Raw genomic sequence first — 16,815 nt, 5'->3', positions numbered from 1 at the left:
TGAAAAACAAAAGCCCCGCCATGTGAATGGCGGGGCTTTTTGCATTGCAAATTGGCTTGTGTGTTGGCTTTACTGGCCTATTCGCGAGCAAGCCCGCTCCCACATTTGATCGCGTACATCCTGAAGAAACACGGTCGAATGTGGGAGCGGGCTTGCTCGCGAAGACGGCCGACCAGTCAACGCTCATTCATCTCCGAGTGATAAACCCCGACAACGCCGCAATCGCCTCCGGCGACTTCAACCTCTGGGTAAACAACGCCCCCTCCTCCTCGATCACCTTGCGCAACTGCTCGCGATCAACGCTTTTCATCAGATGCTTGCTGACTTGCACCGCGCCCGGCGCCAGGGTCTCAAACCGTCCAGCAATTTCCCGTGCCTTGGCCAGGGCCGATTCACCGCTGCCCAATGCCTCGGTGGCAATGCCCCAGGCGGCAGCCTGTTCGCCGGTAAACCCTTCACCCAGCAGCAACAACTCCGCCGCCTTGGCATGCCCCAGCAAGCGCGGGAGGATCAAGCTGGACCCAAACTCCGGACACAGCCCCAGGTTGACGAACGGCATGCGCAACCGTGCATCCCGGCTGACATACACCAGGTCACAATGCAGCAGCAGCGTCGTGCCAATTCCCACCGCCACGCCCGCCACTGCCGCAATCACCGGCTTGCGGCAGTTGAGCAAGCTGCGCATGAAATTGAAGACCGGGCTGTCGAGATCCGCCGGCGGTTGTTCGAGGAAGTCGCCAATATCGTTACCGGCGGTGAAGCACTCGCTGCTGCCCTGGATCAGCACGGCATTCACGCTGGCATCGGCATCCGCCTGCTCCAGTGCTTCGGCCAATTGGCTGTACATGGCGCGGGTCAGGGCATTTTTCTTGTCCGGGCGATTGAGCTGCAAAATCAGCAACCCGCGTTCGCGTTGCTGCAGGATGGCATCGGTCATGACAAATCTCGCGGCTGGGAAATTCAGCGCTCAACCACGGGGCAGGAACACATCGGCCAGCAGTTGATTGCGCGGCAGTCCGGCCAGGAACAGGCGCTTGGAAAATGCCTCGACACTGGCCGGGTGCCCGCAGAGTAAAGCCAGAGTTTGCCGGGAAACAAGCCGCAGTTGCGCCAACGCCTGCGTCACCTCAGCCGCTGTCCATAGCTCAACGGTCACGTTCGGATGCGCACCAGCCAGCTGGGCCAATGGCCCGGCGAGGTAATGACCGCCCGCGTCATGGGCCAGGTGAATGACCCGGATGGCGCCCTGGTGATCCTGGCGCAAGGCCTCGCGCAACACGCCCCATAGCGGGCCGAGTCCGGTGCCCGAGGCCAGCAGCCAGAGCGGCCGCGATTGCCAGTCGGGGTCGTACTGCAAGGCGCCGCCCCGCAATTCGCCCAGGCGCAGGCTGTCACCGGCCTTGAATTGGCGGGCGGCGTCGCTGAATTCGCCGGGCAGGCGGCAATCGATGTGAAATTCGAGAAACGGATCTTCCTGGGGCAGGCTGGCCAATGAATAAGGCCGCGCAACGCTGCCGGCCCACAACACCAGATGCTGCCCCGCCCGGTAGCGCAAGCCGCGTTCGGGTTGCAGCCGCAGGCGCAGTACACTCGGGTTCAACCAATCGACGCTCAACACCGTCGCCGGCAACCCGTCACGCAGCGGGTCGAAGGCTTCGACCTGCAAGTCACCTGCGACCTGGCACTGGCACGCCAGGCGCCAGCCATCCTGGCGCTGCGCCGGGCTCAGGGCATCCGGCTGGTTGTCCTGGATATCACCCTGGCAACGCACCAGGCAGGCATGGCAGCTGCCGGCGCGGCAACTATAAGGCACGGCCACGCCCGCCTGGTTCAGGGCATCCAGCAGGTTGCTGCCGGCGGCTACCGACCAGTGGCGTTCACCGACGTGAAGTTCAGGCATCAAGGGTCTCGGATCAAAAAGGCGTCTACAGGGAATCACGCCCGGTAGAGTTTGACCATAGTCGGGTGTATCGGCCACCGTGGCGGGTTATACTGCCGCGCCTTTTTAGCGTCGCGCCTGCACCACTTTGGCGTGCCTTGGAAAGGTGGCTTCAGCCGACCGATGCAACACTGACGCCACCTTTATTGAATGTTCCCTTATAGAGGAGCGCGACTCATGACCGTGATCAAGCAAGACGACCTGATTCAGAGCGTTGCCGACGCCCTGCAATTCATTTCCTACTACCATCCCGTTGACTTCATCCAGGCGATGCACGAGGCCTACCTGCGCGAAGAATCGCCAGCGGCCCGTGACTCCATGGCTCAGATCCTGATCAACTCGCGCATGTGTGCCACCGGCCACCGCCCGATCTGCCAGGACACCGGGATTGTCACCGTATTTGTACGTGTAGGCATGGACGTGCGCTGGGATGGCGCCACCATGAGCCTGGACGACATGATCAACCAAGGCGTGCGCCAGGCCTACAACCTGCCGGAAAACGTCCTGCGGGCTTCGATCCTCGCCGACCCGGCCGGTGCGCGTAAAAACACCAAGGACAACACCCCTGCCGTGATCCACTACTCCATCGTCCCGGGTAACACCGTGGAAGTGGACGTGGCCGCCAAGGGCGGTGGTTCCGAGAACAAGTCGAAAATGGCCATGCTCAACCCGTCCGACTCGATCGTCGACTGGGTGCTCAAGACCGTTCCGACCATGGGCGCCGGCTGGTGCCCACCGGGCATGCTTGGCATCGGCATCGGCGGCACCGCCGAGAAAGCCGCGGTAATGGCCAAGGAAGTGTTGATGGAATCCATCGACATCCACGAGCTGAAGAAGCGCGGCCCGTCCAACCGTATCGAAGAGATGCGCCTGGAGCTGTTCGAGAAGGTCAACCAACTGGGCATCGGCGCCCAGGGCCTGGGTGGCCTGACCACCGTGCTCGACGTGAAAATCATGGACTACCCGACCCACGCGGCCTCGCTGCCGGTGTGCATGATCCCCAACTGCGCCGCCACCCGTCACGCGCACTTCGTGCTCGACGGTTCGGGCCCTGCATCGCTCGAAGCGCCACCGCTGGACGCCTACCCGGAAATCGTCTGGGAAGCCGGCCCGTCGGCCCGTCGCGTCAACCTCGATACCCTGACCCCGGAAGACGTGCAGAGCTGGAAGCCGGGCGAAACCGTGCTGCTCAACGGCAAGATGCTCACCGGTCGCGACGCCGCGCACAAGCGCATGGTCGAGATGCTGAACAAGGGCGAAACCCTGCCGGTGGACCTCAAGGGTCGCTTCATCTACTACGTCGGCCCGGTTGATCCGGTGCGCGAAGAAGTGGTGGGGCCTGCCGGTCCGACCACCGCCACGCGGATGGACAAGTTCACCCGCCAGATCCTCGAGCAAACCGGCCTGTTGGGCATGATCGGCAAATCCGAGCGCGGCCCGACCGCTATCGAAGCGATCAAGGACCACAAGGCGGTTTACCTGATGGCAGTGGGCGGCGCGGCTTACCTGGTGGCCCAGGCCATCAAGAAATCCCGCGTCGTGGCGTTCGCCGAGCTGGGCATGGAAGCGATCTACGAGTTCGACGTGAAAGACATGCCGGTCACCGTTGCCGTTGATAGCAAGGGTGAGTCGGTACACATCACCGGTCCTGCCATCTGGCAGAAAAAGATCAGTGAAAGCCTGGCGGTTGAAGTGCAGTAAGCATTTCCCCTGCAAGGATAAAAGGCGACCACTACGGTCGCCTTTTTTTGTTTCATGCACCTCTCACTGTGGCGAGGGAGCTTGCTCCCGCTCCAGTGCGCAGCGCTCCCATTTTTTTGGGGCCGCTACGCGCCCCAGCGGGAGCAAGCTCCCTCGCCACAACAGCCATGCGCCTCATGCTATGGTGCTCGCCCCTAATTGCACTGTTCATCTTCGTATGATTGCGATTCCCCGCCCGCTGCGTTTGACCCTCTACTCCTTGCTGATCATCGCCGGCGCGGTACTGGCTGCCGCCCTGGCTACCCGCCACGCCGAACGCCTGGCCCTGGTGGATGACGCCGCCCGCGCCAATCAGCAGCTCATGCTTTATGGCAACTCCCTGCACACCCTGATCGAACGCTACCGCGCCCTGCCCGCCGTGCTGGCCCTGGACTCGGAAATGATCAGCGCCTTGAAGGGCCCGCTGGACACCACCACCCAGGATTTGCTCAACCGCAAGCTGGAGCGCATCAACGGTGCCGCCCAGTCTTCCACCCTGGAACTGATGGACCGCAACGGCCTGGCCGTGGCCGCCAGCAACTGGAACCTGCCCAGCAGTTATGTGGGGCACAACTACGCGTTTCGCCCGTACTTCAGTCAGACCTTGAGCCAGGGCACCGGGCGTTTTTATGCAGTGGGGGTGACCACCGGGATTCCGGGGTATTTCCTCTCCAGCGCGGTGGTCGGCGAGAACGAGCAGTTCCTCGGTGCCATGGTGGTCAAGCTGGAGTTCCCGGAACTGGAGCGCGAGTGGGCCCAGGGCAATGACTTGCTGCTGGTCAGCGATGCCCGGGGCATTGTGTTTATCGCCAATCAGCCGGGATGGCGCTACCGCGCGCTGCGTCCGTTGTCGGACAGCGACCACGCCGAACTCAAGGCCACCCGCCAATACGACAAGAAACAATTGCTGCCGCTGGACACCGAAGCCTTGCAGCGGTTTGACGAAAACAGCCACCTGATGCGCGTCGACGGCCCCGATGGCAAGGCCAATTACATTTGGGAGTCCCTGCCGCTGAAGGCCGAAGGCTGGACCTTGCACCTGTTGCGCAAACCACAGGTGGCCTTTGAAGACCAACGCAACGCCGGCCTCGCCGCCGCCGGTTCATGGCTGGCGCTGGTGTTCCTGGTGCTGTTCCTGACCCAGCGCTGGCGCCTCGCCCGCCTGCGCCAGCGCAGCCGCGAAGAACTTGAACAACTGGTGGAAGAACGCACCCGCGCCCTGCGTACTGCCCAGGATGGCCTGGTGCAATCCGCCAAACTGGCAGCGCTGGGGCAGATGTCTGCTGCCCTCGCTCACGAAATCAACCAGCCATTGACCGCCCAGCGCATGCAGTTGGCGACTCTGCGGCTGCTGCTGGACCATGGCCGGGTGGACGACGCCTACCAGGCCCTGACCCCGCTGGACGACATGCTCACGCGCATGGCCGCGCTCACCGGCCACCTCAAGACCTTCGCCCGCAAGAGCCCCAGCGGCCTGCGCGAACGCCTCGACCTGGCGACGGTGGTGGACCAGTCCCTGCACTTGCTCGATGCGCGCCTGCGGGACGAAGCCATCGGCACCGTACTGGACCTGACCCGCCCCGCCTGGGTACGCGGCGACGCGATCCGCCTCGAACAGGTGCTGATCAACCTGCTGCGCAACGCCCTCGACGCCATGGCCGACAAGCCACGCAAGCGCCTGGAGATCCGTCTGCACGCCGATCAGCAGCTATGGCACCTGACCGTCAGCGACAGCGGCGGCGGGATCGCCGAGGAAAACCTCAACAGCGTGTTCGACCCGTTCTTCACCACCAAGCCGGTAGGCGACGGGCTCGGCTTGGGGCTCGCCGTGTCGTACGCTATCGTCCACGAACTTGGCGGGCGCCTGAGCGCCGGCAATCAAGGTGACGGGGCGATCTTTACCCTGACCTTGCCCATCGCGCTGGAGACGCCAGACCTATGTTGAATGCGGTGATTGTGGTCGACGACGAAGCCAGCATTCGCACGGCCGTCGAGCAATGGCTGAGCCTGTCCGGCTTTGAGGTGCAGTTGTTCAGCCGCGCCGAGGAATGCCTGGCGCAATTGCCCCGGGACTTTCCCGGGGTGATCCTGAGTGACGTGCGCATGCCCGGCCTCAGTGGCCTGGAGTTGCTGGCCGAAGTGCAGCGGCGCGATGCCGACCTGCCGCTGATTTTGCTCACCGGTCACGGCGATGTGCCGATGGCCGTCGAGGCCATGCGTGATGGCGCCTACGACTTCCTCGAAAAACCCTTCAGCCCCGAGGCCCTGCTCAGCAGCCTGCGCCGGGCGCTGGACAAGCGCGGGCTGGTGCTGGAAAACCGCCGCTTGCATCAGCAGGCCGATCACCGGGCCCAACTGGAATCGAGCCTGCTGGGGGTGTCCCGGGGTTTGCAGAACCTGCGCCGGCAAGTCCTGGACCTGGCCGGCTTGCCGGTCAATGTGTTGATTCGCGGCGAAACCGGCAGCGGCAAGGAGCTGGTCGCCCGTTGCCTACATGATTTCGGCCCCCGGGCGAAGAAGCCGTTTGTGGCGCTGAACTGCGCGGCGATTCCCGAGCAGCTGTTTGAAGCCGAGCTGTTCGGCCATGAAAGTGGTGCGTTCACCGGCGCCCAGGGCAAGCGCATCGGCAAGCTGGAATACGCCAATGGCGGCACGCTGTTTCTCGATGAGATCGAAAGCATGCCGCTGGCCCAGCAGGTGAAATTGCTGCGGGTGTTGCAGGAGCAAAAACTCGAACGGCTCGGTTCCAATCAAAGCATCAAGGTGGACTTGCGGATCATCGCCGCCACCAAACCCGACCTGCTGGACGAAGCTCGCGCCGGGCGTTTTCGCGAGGACTTGGCCTATCGCCTGACCGTCGCACAACTGCGCCTGCCGCCGCTGCGTGAACGCCGGGAAGACATTCCCCTGCTATTCGAGCACTTTGCACAAAGCGCCGCCGAGCGCCTGGGCCGCAACTTCGCGCCGCTGAGCGGACCCGCGCTGGGGCGCCTGCTCAGCCATGACTGGCCGGGGAATGTGCGGGAGCTGGCCAATGCCGCTGAACGCCAGGTGCTGGGGCTGGGTGAACCGGAGCCGGAAGGCATCGAAGCCGGGCAGTCGTTGGCGGCGCAGCAGGAAGCATTTGAAGCCCATTGCCTGAAAGCCGCGCTGACCCGGCACAAAGGCGATATCAAGGCGGTGCTGGCCGAGCTGCAGCTGCCCCGGCGCACCTTCAATGAAAAAATGCAGCGCCATGGCCTGGCGCGGGATACGTTCCTCTAACCCGATCGTTCCCACGCTCCGCGTGGGAATGCAGCTCTGGACGCTCCGCGTCCGCCCTTAAAATCGTGACGCGGAGCGTCACAGGATGCGCGCCCACGCAGAGCGTGGGAGCGATCTTCGTCGGCGGATTTCCGCTCATCCCCCTTGATTCATCAGCAATTTTCCGCTCAAAAAAACTCAGCAACCTCTCTAGACCGGGCCTTCATCGGCTTGGCACAGCTCCTGCTATAGCCCAGCCAGGCTGCGCTACCGCGCGCTCCATAAAAACAATTCGATGAAGGATCCTTAAATGGATAACTCCAACTCCCTGCCTCTGGGGTCGGCGACTGCGCCGGCAAAAGGACGCACCACCTCCAGCCGTATCAAGTCGATCTTCAGCGGATCGGTCGGCAACATGGTCGAGTGGTACGACTGGTACGTCTACGCGGCTTTCTCCCTGTATTTCGCCAAGACCTTTTTCCCGAAAGGCGACACCACCGCCCAGCTCTTGAACACCGCCGCGATCTTCGCCGTGGGGTTCCTGATGCGTCCGATCGGTGGCTGGCTGATGGGCCTGTACGCCGACAAAGTCGGGCGTAAAAAGGCCTTGATGGCCTCGGTGTACCTGATGTGCTTCGGCTCTTTGCTGATTGCCCTGAGCCCGGGTTATGAAGTCATTGGTATCGGTGCGCCGATCCTGCTGGTATTCGCCCGCTTACTGCAGGGGCTGTCGGTCGGCGGTGAATACGGCACCTCCGCCACTTACCTCAGCGAAATGGCGACCAAGGAACGTCGGGGCTTCTACTCCAGCTTCCAGTACGTGACCCTGATCTCCGGCCAGCTCATCGCCCTAGCGGTATTGATCGTGCTGCAACAATTGCTGACCACCGAACAGCTGTACGACTGGGGCTGGCGTATCCCGTTCGCCATCGGCGCCCTGTGCGCGGTAGTGGCGCTATACCTGCGTCGTGGCATGGAAGAAACCGAGTCGTTCACCAAGAAAGAAAAGGCCAAGGAAAGCGCGATGCGCACCTTGATGCGCCACCCCAAGGAACTGATGACCGTGGTTGGCCTGACCATGGGCGGCACCCTGGCGTTCTACACCTACACCACCTACATGCAGAAATACCTGGTGAACACCGTCGGCATGAGCATCTCCGACTCCACCACGATTTCGGCAGCCACGCTGTTCCTGTTCATGTGCCTGCAACCCATCATCGGCGGGCTGTCGGACAAGGTTGGCCGCCGGCCGATCCTGATCGCCTTCGGCGTCCTCGGCACCCTGTTCACCGTGCCGATCCTCACCACCCTGCACACCATCCAGACCTGGTGGGGCGCGTTCTTCCTGATCATGGCGGCGCTGATCATCGTCAGCGGCTACACCTCGATCAACGCCGTGGTGAAGGCCGAATTGTTCCCCACCGAAATCCGCGCCCTGGGCGTTGGCTTGCCCTATGCGCTGACCGTGTCGATCTTCGGCGGCACCGCTGAATACATCGCGCTGTGGTTCAAGAGCATCGGCATGGAAACCGGTTACTACTGGTACGTCACCGCGTGTATTGCGGTGTCGCTTTTGGTGTATGTGACCATGAAGGACACCCGCAAGCATTCGCGGATTACTACGGACTAAGGGTTCTGCCAGGATAAAAAAGGGGCTGTGTCAGTGTATGACACAGCCCCTTTTTCATTGGCGAACACGCCACCTGAGTGCACTATGATGCCCTTCCCCGAACCACCAGCAGGAACCCCGGCCCATGTCCGACGATATTCATTTCTACGAACCCGCCAACGGCCACGGCCTGCCCCATGACCCGTTCAATGCGATCGTCGGCCCGCGCCCGATTGGCTGGATTTCGTCACACGACAGCCAGGGCCGCCTGAACCTGGCGCCCTACAGTTTCTTTAACGCGTTCAACTACATTCCGCCGATCATTGGGTTTTCCAGTGTCGGGCGCAAAGACAGCCTGAACAACATCGAACAGACCGGTGAGTTCGTGTGGAACCTGGCCACCCGCCCGCTGGCCGAGCAGATGAACCAGAGTTGCGCGCCGGTATCACCCGAGGTCAACGAGTTTGAATTGTCGGGCCTGACGCCGGTGGCTTCAAAGGTGATCGCCGTGCCTCGCGTGGGCGAAAGCCCGGTGTCGTTCGAGTGCAAGGTGACGCAGATCATTCAGCTGCAGCGCGCCGACAAGGAGCTGGTGCCAAGCTGGTTGGTGCTCGGCGAGGTGGTCGCGGTGCATATCGCCAAATGGCTGCTGAAAGACGGGGTGTACGACACGGCTGCCGCCCAGCCGATCCTGCGTGGAGGTGGCCCGGCGGATTATTTTCAGTTGGGGCCGGAAGCGCTGTTCAAAATGTACCGCCCAGGCGCCGCGAAACGCTGATTGGAACGGGATAAAAATGTGGGAGCGGGCTTGCTCGCGAAGGAGGCGTGTCAGTCCATGCATATGCCAACTGATCCACCGCATTCGCGAGCAAGCCCGCTCCCACACAAGCCCGCTCCCAGATTTGGATCAGCGGTGTTTTCAGTTGGCGGAAGTTGCCCAAGAGAGCTGACCGTCTTCATCTACATCGACCAAGCGCTCCAGTTGCAGAGCTGCGGCATCGTCGGCGTCGGAGGCAGTCTTGAACGTCTGTCCATCGAGGATCTTGTGAAAGCGCGGTGCGCCCATGCCATCCAGCGCCTTGACGGCGATGGCGGCGCTATAGCCACCCTCTTCTTCACGCACCAAGGCGGAAACGGCTTCGTGGTGGGCAAACTCTTTACGTGCCATGTTGCAGGTCCTGGCCAATGGGAAAGGCGGCCATTCTAAAGCACTAGCCCGCCAGTTGCAGGTACTCGCCATAGGCATTGGCCGCCGAGGCGTCGGTGAAGGTCTGGAAGTCCATGCTGCGAACCACCATGTCATTCAACAACTCGGTGAAGACCATCAGCGCTGGCGAGCTGAAGTAGGCACTCATCGCCTGCTCGCTGCTCCAGAAGCCCGACACCAACCACACATCCGGGTCGGCCAGCGAGTGCTGCAACGAGAATTGCAGGCAACCCTGAGCCTGGCGGCCCGGTTCGATCAAACTGCTCAAGCGTGCACCCAGTTCGGTGCTGTACCCGGTACGGGCACGGATAAAGGCCATATGGCTCGCGGGAATGGGGGTGGACATGTTCGACTCTCCCGTTGAGAAGTGATGCTCGGCAAGCACTGTGAGGGCGTGTTGCCACAGGATCAAAGATACGGGCGCGGGGGTGGATGCGGTTAGTCAATTCCTGCTGGCTTATTGCACAATCCTGCGAGATGCGTAGATATAGCAATCGGCCTGCGAAGTTTATTCCCGGCATGACTGCCGTATTTCAGGGGTATGACAGGCCCCGGCTTGCCTGATTCACGATTTTTCGCAGGATCAGGCAAGGATTGTGCAGAATCGAAGTACCGCTTTTTGCAAAGCCGCCTTTAAGCTGTGCCCATCGTCAAAGCACCAGAGGATGTCCCATGTCGTCGCCCGAACTTCGCTCCACCCCCCTCGACGCCGATATGGAAAAGCAGCGCGCAGAACTCGCCGGCATCGTTCGCCGGCATACCTGGGAGGATGGTTCCTACGGCACGGCGATCACGTCGCTGTATCTCAACCGCCATAACTCACCGCGTGAATTCACGCCGGTGCTGGTTGAGCCCGCGCTGTGCATCCTCGCCCAGGGCAGCAAGGAAGTGCGCCTGGCGGATGAAGTCTTCGCCTATGACCCGCTCAATTACCTGGTGTTTTCGGTAGCGATGCCGGTGGCCGGGCGCATCCTTGATGCCACGCCGGAAGACCCCAACCTGTCGATTCGGGTGAATATCGACCCGGCACAGATCACCGCACTGATTGCCGAAGCCGGGCCGATGGGCGTGCCCCCGCGCCCGACCTCCCGAGGGATGTATGTCGACCGCCTGGACAGCCAGCTACTGGACGCCGTGCTGCGCCTGACCCGATTGCTCGACACACCGAAAGACATCGCAATGCTCGCGCCGCTGATCAATCGGGAAATTCTCTATCGCCTGTTGCGTGGTCCACAGGGTTATCGGCTGTATGAAATTGCCGTCGCCAACAGTCAGAGCCATCGGGTGAGCCAGGCGATCACCTGGTTGAACGGCAACTACGAACAGCCCCTGCGCATTGATGACCTGGCCAAGGAAGTGAACCTCAGCGTCTCGACCTTGCACCACCGCTTCAAGGCGATGACCGCCATGAGCCCGCTGCAGTACCAGAAGCAACTGCGTTTGCAGGAGGCTCGGCGGTTGATGATCGCCGAGGGCCTGGAAGCCTCGGCGGCGGGGTATCGGGTGGGCTATGAGAGCGCCTCGCAGTTCAGCCGCGAATACAGCCGGCTGTTTGGTGCGCCGCCGTTGCGGGATCTGGCCAGGTTGCGCCAGAGCGTCTAACCACGGTTATAACGCCGGATACTAATAATGTGGCGAGGGAGCTTGCTCCCGTTGGACTGCGCAGCAGTCCCATCTTTTGGGGCCGCTTCGCGCCCCAACGGGAGCAAGCTCCCTCGCCACAAGTACTCAATCAGCTGCGGTATTGGTGGCGTTCAATCCAGGCCACGAGGCAGTTGCAAGGTCACCCGCAAACCGCCCTCCCGCAGATTCTGCAAACTCACTTCACCGCCATGGCTGTGGGCAATGTTGCGGGCGATGCCCAGGCCCAGGCCGTAACCCTGTTGCTGCCCGGCCAGGCGGAAGTGCGGCTCGAAGACCTGCTCCAGGCGCTGTTCCGGCACGCCCGGGCCTTCGTCGTCGACGTGGAGGATGAACTCCGCGCCATCGTCTTCGATATGCAAATGGGCGTTCTGCCCGTACTTCAACGCGTTGTCGATCAGGTTGCCGATGCAGCGCTTGAGCGCCAGCGGCTTGCCCGGGTACGTCGTAAGTGCCCGACCATGTTGGGTCACGCGGCCATTGCCGTTGGGCGCCAGGTACGGCTCCACAAGGCAGTCGAGTACGTGGTTGAGGTCCACCGGTTCGATGTTTTCGTGGATATCGGTGTCTTTCACACACTGCAGCGCGCCTTTGACCAGCAACTCCAGTTCATCCAGGTCGCGGCCGAACTTGGTTTGCAGGTTCTCGTCTTCAAGCAATTCCACCCGCAACCGCAGGCGTGTGATGGGTGTGCGCAGGTCGTGGGAAATGGCGCTGAACAGCTGGCTGCGTTCGGTCAGGTAACGGCTGATGCGTTCGCGCATGGCATTGAACGCGCGGCCTACTTCCACCACTTCGCTGCCGCCGCCTTCGGCCACCGGCTCCACGTCGGCGCCCAGGGACATGTCCCGCGCCGCCCTCGCCAGGCGCTTGAGTGGGCGGCTTTGCCAGTGCACCAACAGGCCGATAAACAGCAGCAGGAAGCCGCTGGTGAGCACGATAAACCACACCTGCTGGTAGGGCAGGCCTTGTTCTTCGAGGCTGGTGTAGGGTTCGGGCAGCAAGGAGGCGATGTAGAGCCATTCGCCCTGGGCCAGCTGGATCTGGGTGACCAACACCGGCGGATTCACCGGTTCCAGGGTCAGCGCGTAATGCGCCCAGGAGCGCGGCAATTCATCGAGTTTCAAACCGGCATTGAAGATGCGCAGGTCTTCGGCGCTGACGAACTCCACCGAAACATGCACGTCGCTGCCCAGGGTCTGGCGCAACACTTCTTCGACAGCACCGAGCACTGCATGCTTGCGCGGGGTTTCCGGCAATACCGCCATGTCCAGGGGCTTGTCGTTGAGCGTCACCACAAACCGGGTACCGCCCATGCTGCGCAACTGGTCCAGTACCAACGGCCGGAAGGCCACCGGCAACGAGCGGAAATAACTGACGCTGGCGGTCATCGAATGCGCCAGGCTGCGGGCGGCGGTTACCAGGCCTTCAAGCTGGGTAGCGCGCAATTGCGAGACCCAGATCACGCTGGACAACGCCTGGGCAAACAGCACCGCCAACAGGGTCAGCAGTAACATCCGCCCCAGCAGCGAACGCGGTACCGGGATGCGCCGGCGCAGTTCACGCAGGCGCTCAGTGAGCATTGCCGGCAACCACGCTGGCTGCCAATTGATAGCCACTGCCGCGCACGGTGCGGATCAGCCGGGGTGGTTTTTCGGTGTCGCGCAGGCGTTGGCGCAGACGGCTGACGGCCATGTCGACAATCCGGTCCAGCGGCATCAGGTCGCGGCCACGGGTGGCGTTGCCGATGGTGTCGCGGTCGAGGATTTGCTGGGGGTGGTCGAGGAACAGTTTGAGCAGGGCAAAATCGGCGCCGGAAAGAATCACTTCCTCGCCGTCGACGTGGAACAGCCGGTGGCTGACCATGTCCAGGCGCCACTCGCCAAACACCAGCACCTCGCCGCCGCTGCGCTCCTGGCCAAACTGGCAGCGCCGCAACAAGGCCTTGATACGGGCCTGCAACTCACGGGGGCTGAAGGGTTTGCCGATGTAATCGTCGGCACCCAGCTCCAGGCCGATGACGCGGTCGGCTTCGTCGGAACTGGCGGTGAGCATGATGATCGGCACCTGGGCCTGGCGCGGGTGCTGGCGGATCCAGCGGCAGAGGCTGAAACCGTCTTCGTCCGGCAGCATCACATCAAGGATCACCAGGTCGCACGGCGCTTCGTTCATCGCCTGGCGGAACCCCGCGCCATCCGGCACGCCACGCACCTGGAAACCGGCGCGGCTGAGGTAGGTTTGCAGCAACTCGCGGATTTCCTGGTCGTCGTCGACCAGGAGAATGGATTTACTGATTACGCTCACGGGGTCCTCCTTGTTGTTATGGCCAAGCTTAAGTCATTTGTTGCCCTTGAGGCCGCCTTCGCGAGCAAGCCCGCTCCCACATTCGACCTCATTCATCCAGTTGGAATGGGATTGAATGTGGGAGCGGGCTTGCTCGCGAAGAGGCCATCACTGCCTACGCAAATGCCTGCTCAAGCGCCACACCAGCACCTGTCAACCCTGAATACGGTGCCGTCACCAGCCACACCGGAATGCCTTTGAAGTAGTCGCTCATGCAGCCCTTGTCGCCAAAACTCCTGGCAAAACCACTCTTGATAAAGAAATCGGCAAAGCGCGGGATCACCCCACCCACGATGTACACGCCACCACGACCGCCGGTGGTCAGCACGTTGTTACCGGCGACCCGGCCCAGCCAGATACTGAACTGGTCCAGCACTTCCAGGGCAATCGGGTCGCCCGCCAGGCCAGCGGCAGTGATGGCCTCGGGGGTTTCCAGAACCGCCTCGTGACCGTCCACCGCGCAGATCGCCCGGTACAACCTGGGCAAACCGCCACCGCTCAAGGCAGTTTCAGCGCTGACATGGCCGATCTCATTGTAGATGTGCTGCCACAGCTGGGCTTCACGCGGGCTGCTCACGGGCAGGTCGACATGGCCGCCCTCCCCCGGCAATGCCGCCCAACGGCCATTGCCGAGGTCGAGCAAGGTGCCGACACCCAGGCCGGTGCCCGGGCCGATCACCACCGCAGGGCGCAACGGCTCCGGCGTGCCTTCGCACACCACGCGGAATTCGTCGGGCTTCAGGCGGGTCATGCCCAGGGCCATGGCCGAGAAATCATTCACCAGCAGCAGCTCGTCCACCTGCAAGGTCTTGCAGAACGCAGTCTTGCTCAGGCGCCAGTGATTGTTGGTGAATTTAAATTCATCTCCACTCACCGGCCCCGCGACCGACAGGCACACCGCGCCAATCGAGCCGATGGCCAGGCCTTCTTCCTTCAGATAGACCTGGATCGCCTCTTCCGGGCTGGCATGATCCGCCGTCGCATGGACGCGGATCGAATGCAGCTCCTGATCCCGCCACAACGCAAAACGGGCGTTGGTACCACCGATATCACCGACCAGCGCTAGCTTCACTTAAGTGTCTCCAAGGCAGAGGTAAAGGCGCTGGCGCCCTGCTCTGCGGAGCTTGCAGCCAAACGCATGAACGCAAACAACTCGCGACCGGCCCCCACGTTATTGCCCAGAAGGCCCGTGGCAGGCGCGCGCGCGGCGAATTCTTCGGCGTCCACCTTAAGCTCCAAGGTGCCTTTGACGCCATCCACGCGAATGATATCGCCATCGCGCACACGTGCCAGTGGCCCGCCGCTCTGGGCTTCGGGGTTGACGTGAATCGCGGCGGGAATCTTACCCGACGCGCCGGACATGCGCCCGTCTGTTACCAACGCCACTTTGAAGCCACGATCCTGCAACACGCCGAGGAACGGGGTCATCTTGTGCAATTCCGGCATGCCGTTGGAGCGCGGGCCCTGGAAACGCATCACTGCAACGAAGTCTTTTTCCAACTCACCGGCCTTGAACGCGTCGGCCAGGTCTTGCTGGTCCTGGAACACCACGGCCGGGGCTTCGACGATTTGATGTTCGAGGGCCACGGCGGAGACCTTCATCACACCCCGGCCGAGGTTGCCTTCCATTACCCGCAGGCCGCCTTCCGGAGAAAACGCACGGGCCACGGGACGCAGGATGGTTTCGTCGAGGCTTTCGATCGGGCCTTCACGCCATACCAGCTCGCCGTCCACCAGGAACGGTTCCTGGGTGTAGCGGCTCAGGCCATGACCGGCCACGGTATTGACGTCGTTGTGCAGCAGGCCGGCTTCCAGCAGTTCGCGGATCAGGAACGACATGCCTCCCGCCGCCTGGAAGTGGTTGATGTCGGCCTTGCCGTTTGGATACACGTGGGACAGGGTCGGCACCACTTCGGAGAGGTCGGCCATGTCATCCCAAGTGAGGATGATGCCCGCCGACATGGCGATGGCCGGCATGTGCAGGGTGTGGTTGGTGGACCCACCCGTGGCGTTGAGGGCGATGATGGAGTTGACGATGGATTTCTCGTCGACGATCTCGCCGATCGGCGTGAAGCTGCCGTTGGCCTTGGTCAGGCGCGTGACCTGGTGCGCAGCTTCGCGGGTCAGGGCGTCACGCAGCGGCGTGTACGGGTTGACGAACGAGGCGCCCGGCAGGTGCAGGCCCATGACTTCCATCAGCAACTGGTTGGTGTTGGCGGTGCCGTAGAAGGTGCAGGTGCCCGGGCTGTGGTAGGACTTCATCTCCGATTCCAGCAGCTCTTCGCGGGTGGCCTTGCCTTCGGCGTAGCGCTGGCGCACGTCGGCTTTCTGTTTGTTGGAGATACCCGACGGCATCGGGCCGCCCGGTACGAAGATCATCGGCAGGTGGCCGTAGCGCAGGGCGCCCATCATCAGGCCGGGGACGATCTTGTCGCAGATACCCAGCATCAGCGCGGCGTCGAACATGTTGTGGGACAGCGCTACCGCCGTGGACATGGCAATCACTTCGCGGCTCAGCAGGCTGAGCTCCATGCCTGGCTCGCCCTGGGTCACGCCGTCGCACATGGCGGGGGTACCGCCGGCGAACTGGCCAACAGAGCCGACTTCACGCAGGGCCTTTTTGATTTGCTCGGGGAAATGTTCGTATGGCTGGTGGGCCGACAGCATGTCGTTATATGACGAAACAATTGCCACGTTGGCGGCGTTCATCATGCGCAGGCTGTTTTTGTCTTCGGTGCCGCACCCGGCCACGCCGTGGGCAAAGTTGGCGCATTGCAGCTTGCCGCGCATCGGGCCGTCGCTGGCAGCGCCGCGAATGAGCGCAAGGTATGCCTCACGGGTTGCACGGCTGCGGGCGATAAGCCGTTCGGTGACCTCAAGTACGCGGGGATGCATGTATAGAACTCCAGGCTAACGGATGTGGCGACCTGAGTGTCTATGCTGGTCAAAAGCCCGCCGCGAAGAGGTTGGCAGGGTGTTGCTTGACCAATCGGACCAGTTGATTCAGGTCACTCGTTGTAGATTGAACAAAATATTGCCACTAAAAAGGCTTGTTTTCTATTTTTATGCGAATAATCTTGTAATTCTTACAAC

Annotated in this window: 14 protein-coding genes and 1 pseudogene; 6 read left to right on the top strand and 9 right to left on the bottom strand. The window is 62.2% G+C overall.

The window, feature by feature from the left end; genetic code table 11:
* Window positions 1-187: 187 nt before the first annotated feature.
* Both HX811_RS10660 and HX811_RS10655 read right to left on the bottom strand, forming a co-directional pair.
* Complete coding sequence (locus HX811_RS10660; RefSeq protein ID WP_177045882.1) at window positions 188-937, bottom strand: enoyl-CoA hydratase-related protein; 750 nt, start codon at window positions 935-937, stop codon at window positions 188-190.
* Window positions 938-967: 30 nt separating this feature from the next.
* Window positions 968-1,900, bottom strand: a complete 933-nt coding sequence (locus HX811_RS10655) for an iron-sulfur-binding ferredoxin reductase (protein WP_102369795.1) — start codon at window positions 1,898-1,900, stop codon at window positions 968-970.
* Window positions 1,901-2,116: 216 nt separating this feature from the next.
* Here HX811_RS10655 and HX811_RS10650 point away from each other — a divergent pair, with 216 nt between their 5' ends.
* The 5 genes from HX811_RS10650 to HX811_RS10630 all read left to right on the top strand — a co-directional run bounded on the left by HX811_RS10650 (window position 2,117) and on the right by HX811_RS10630 (window position 9,309).
* Entirely contained in the window at window positions 2,117-3,640 is a 1,524-nt protein-coding gene (locus HX811_RS10650) for a fumarate hydratase (RefSeq protein ID WP_003214142.1), read from the top strand.
* Window positions 3,641-3,857: 217 nt separating this feature from the next.
* Complete coding sequence (locus tag HX811_RS10645; protein ID WP_177045881.1) at window positions 3,858-5,624, top strand: ATP-binding protein; 1,767 nt, start codon at window positions 3,858-3,860, stop codon at window positions 5,622-5,624.
* Entirely contained in the window at window positions 5,618-6,943 is a 1,326-nt protein-coding gene (locus HX811_RS10640) for a sigma-54 dependent transcriptional regulator (protein WP_177045880.1), read from the top strand. Before HX811_RS10645 ends, HX811_RS10640 begins: the two co-directional genes overlap by 7 nt.
* Window positions 6,944-7,232: 289 nt before the next feature.
* Window positions 7,233-8,552: an MFS transporter gene (locus HX811_RS10635; protein WP_177045878.1), complete on the top strand. Its 1,320-nt coding sequence runs from the start codon at window positions 7,233-7,235 to the stop codon at window positions 8,550-8,552.
* Window positions 8,553-8,676: 124 nt separating this feature from the next.
* Window positions 8,677-9,309: a flavin reductase family protein gene (locus tag HX811_RS10630; protein WP_102605692.1), complete on the top strand. Its 633-nt coding sequence runs from the start codon at window positions 8,677-8,679 to the stop codon at window positions 9,307-9,309.
* 141 nt (window positions 9,310-9,450) lie between these two features.
* Here the strand turns inward: HX811_RS10630 and HX811_RS10625 are convergent, their stop codons facing one another.
* Window positions 9,451-9,699 (bottom strand): hypothetical protein, encoded by a 249-nt coding sequence (locus HX811_RS10625; RefSeq protein ID WP_003214132.1) that lies wholly within the window; start codon window positions 9,697-9,699, stop codon window positions 9,451-9,453.
* A 43-nt stretch (window positions 9,700-9,742) separates the two neighbouring features.
* Window positions 9,743-10,084, bottom strand: a complete 342-nt coding sequence (locus HX811_RS10620) for an antibiotic biosynthesis monooxygenase family protein (RefSeq protein ID WP_003214130.1) — start codon at window positions 10,082-10,084, stop codon at window positions 9,743-9,745.
* Window positions 10,085-10,410: 326 nt separating this feature from the next.
* Here HX811_RS10620 and HX811_RS10615 point away from each other — a divergent pair, with 326 nt between their 5' ends.
* Complete coding sequence (locus tag HX811_RS10615; protein ID WP_177045876.1) at window positions 10,411-11,340, top strand: AraC family transcriptional regulator; 930 nt, start codon at window positions 10,411-10,413, stop codon at window positions 11,338-11,340.
* Between the two features lie 29 nt (window positions 11,341-11,369).
* Here HX811_RS10615 and HX811_RS32205 read toward each other — a convergent pair.
* The 5 genes and pseudogenes from HX811_RS32205 to edd form a co-directional block, all read right to left on the bottom strand.
* Window positions 11,370-11,471 (bottom strand): annotated as a pseudogene (locus HX811_RS32205) (N-acetyltransferase); the annotation flags it as partial.
* 21 nt (window positions 11,472-11,492) lie between these two features.
* Window positions 11,493-12,962 (bottom strand): ATP-binding protein, encoded by a 1,470-nt coding sequence (locus HX811_RS10610; RefSeq protein WP_177045874.1) that lies wholly within the window; start codon window positions 12,960-12,962, stop codon window positions 11,493-11,495.
* On the bottom strand, window positions 12,952-13,683 hold the full coding sequence (locus HX811_RS10605; protein WP_003214124.1) for a response regulator: 732 nt from the start codon (window positions 13,681-13,683) through the stop codon (window positions 12,952-12,954). Before HX811_RS10605 ends, HX811_RS10610 begins: the two co-directional genes overlap by 11 nt.
* Window positions 13,684-13,837: 154 nt before the next feature.
* Window positions 13,838-14,794: a glucokinase gene (locus HX811_RS10600; protein WP_008435504.1), complete on the bottom strand. Its 957-nt coding sequence runs from the start codon at window positions 14,792-14,794 to the stop codon at window positions 13,838-13,840.
* The gene (gene edd / locus HX811_RS10595; RefSeq protein ID WP_003214119.1) at window positions 14,791-16,617 is read right to left on the bottom strand and encodes a phosphogluconate dehydratase; all 1,827 of its coding nucleotides are present in this window, start codon (window positions 16,615-16,617) and stop codon (window positions 14,791-14,793) included. The genes HX811_RS10600 and edd overlap by 4 nt, the downstream gene beginning before the upstream one ends.
* Window positions 16,618-16,815 lie beyond the last annotated feature (198 nt).

This window comes from Pseudomonas sp. F8002, from assembly GCF_013385495.1.
GTDB lineage: Bacteria > Pseudomonadota > Gammaproteobacteria > Pseudomonadales > Pseudomonadaceae > Aquipseudomonas.
The sequence above is the reverse complement of the archived record's forward strand: the minus strand, read 5'-3'. Positions and strand labels throughout refer to the sequence as shown.

What these genes read in the sequence shown, in the direction of transcription:
- HX811_RS10635 (WP_177045878.1), top strand. Translation starts at nt 7,233, where the DNA reads ATGGATAACTCCAACTCCCTGCCTCTGGGGTCGGCGACTGCGCCGGCA.
- HX811_RS10655 (WP_102369795.1), bottom strand. Translation starts at nt 1,900, where the DNA reads ATGCCTGAACTTCACGTCGGTGAACGCCACTGGTCGGTAGCCGCCGGC.
- HX811_RS10645 (WP_177045881.1), top strand. Translation starts at nt 3,858, where the DNA reads ATGATTGCGATTCCCCGCCCGCTGCGTTTGACCCTCTACTCCTTGCTG.
- HX811_RS10610 (WP_177045874.1), bottom strand. Translation starts at nt 12,962, where the DNA reads ATGCTCACTGAGCGCCTGCGTGAACTGCGCCGGCGCATCCCGGTACCG.
- HX811_RS10620 (WP_003214130.1), bottom strand. Translation starts at nt 10,084, where the DNA reads ATGTCCACCCCCATTCCCGCGAGCCATATGGCCTTTATCCGTGCCCGT.
- HX811_RS10630 (WP_102605692.1), top strand. Translation starts at nt 8,677, where the DNA reads ATGTCCGACGATATTCATTTCTACGAACCCGCCAACGGCCACGGCCTG.
- HX811_RS10650 (WP_003214142.1), top strand. Translation starts at nt 2,117, where the DNA reads ATGACCGTGATCAAGCAAGACGACCTGATTCAGAGCGTTGCCGACGCC.
- HX811_RS10625 (WP_003214132.1), bottom strand. Translation starts at nt 9,699, where the DNA reads ATGGCACGTAAAGAGTTTGCCCACCACGAAGCCGTTTCCGCCTTGGTG.
- HX811_RS10615 (WP_177045876.1), top strand. Translation starts at nt 10,411, where the DNA reads ATGTCGTCGCCCGAACTTCGCTCCACCCCCCTCGACGCCGATATGGAA.
- edd (WP_003214119.1), bottom strand. Translation starts at nt 16,617, where the DNA reads ATGCATCCCCGCGTACTTGAGGTCACCGAACGGCTTATCGCCCGCAGC.
- HX811_RS10660 (WP_177045882.1), bottom strand. Translation starts at nt 937, where the DNA reads ATGACCGATGCCATCCTGCAGCAACGCGAACGCGGGTTGCTGATTTTG.
- HX811_RS10640 (WP_177045880.1), top strand. Translation starts at nt 5,618, where the DNA reads ATGTTGAATGCGGTGATTGTGGTCGACGACGAAGCCAGCATTCGCACG.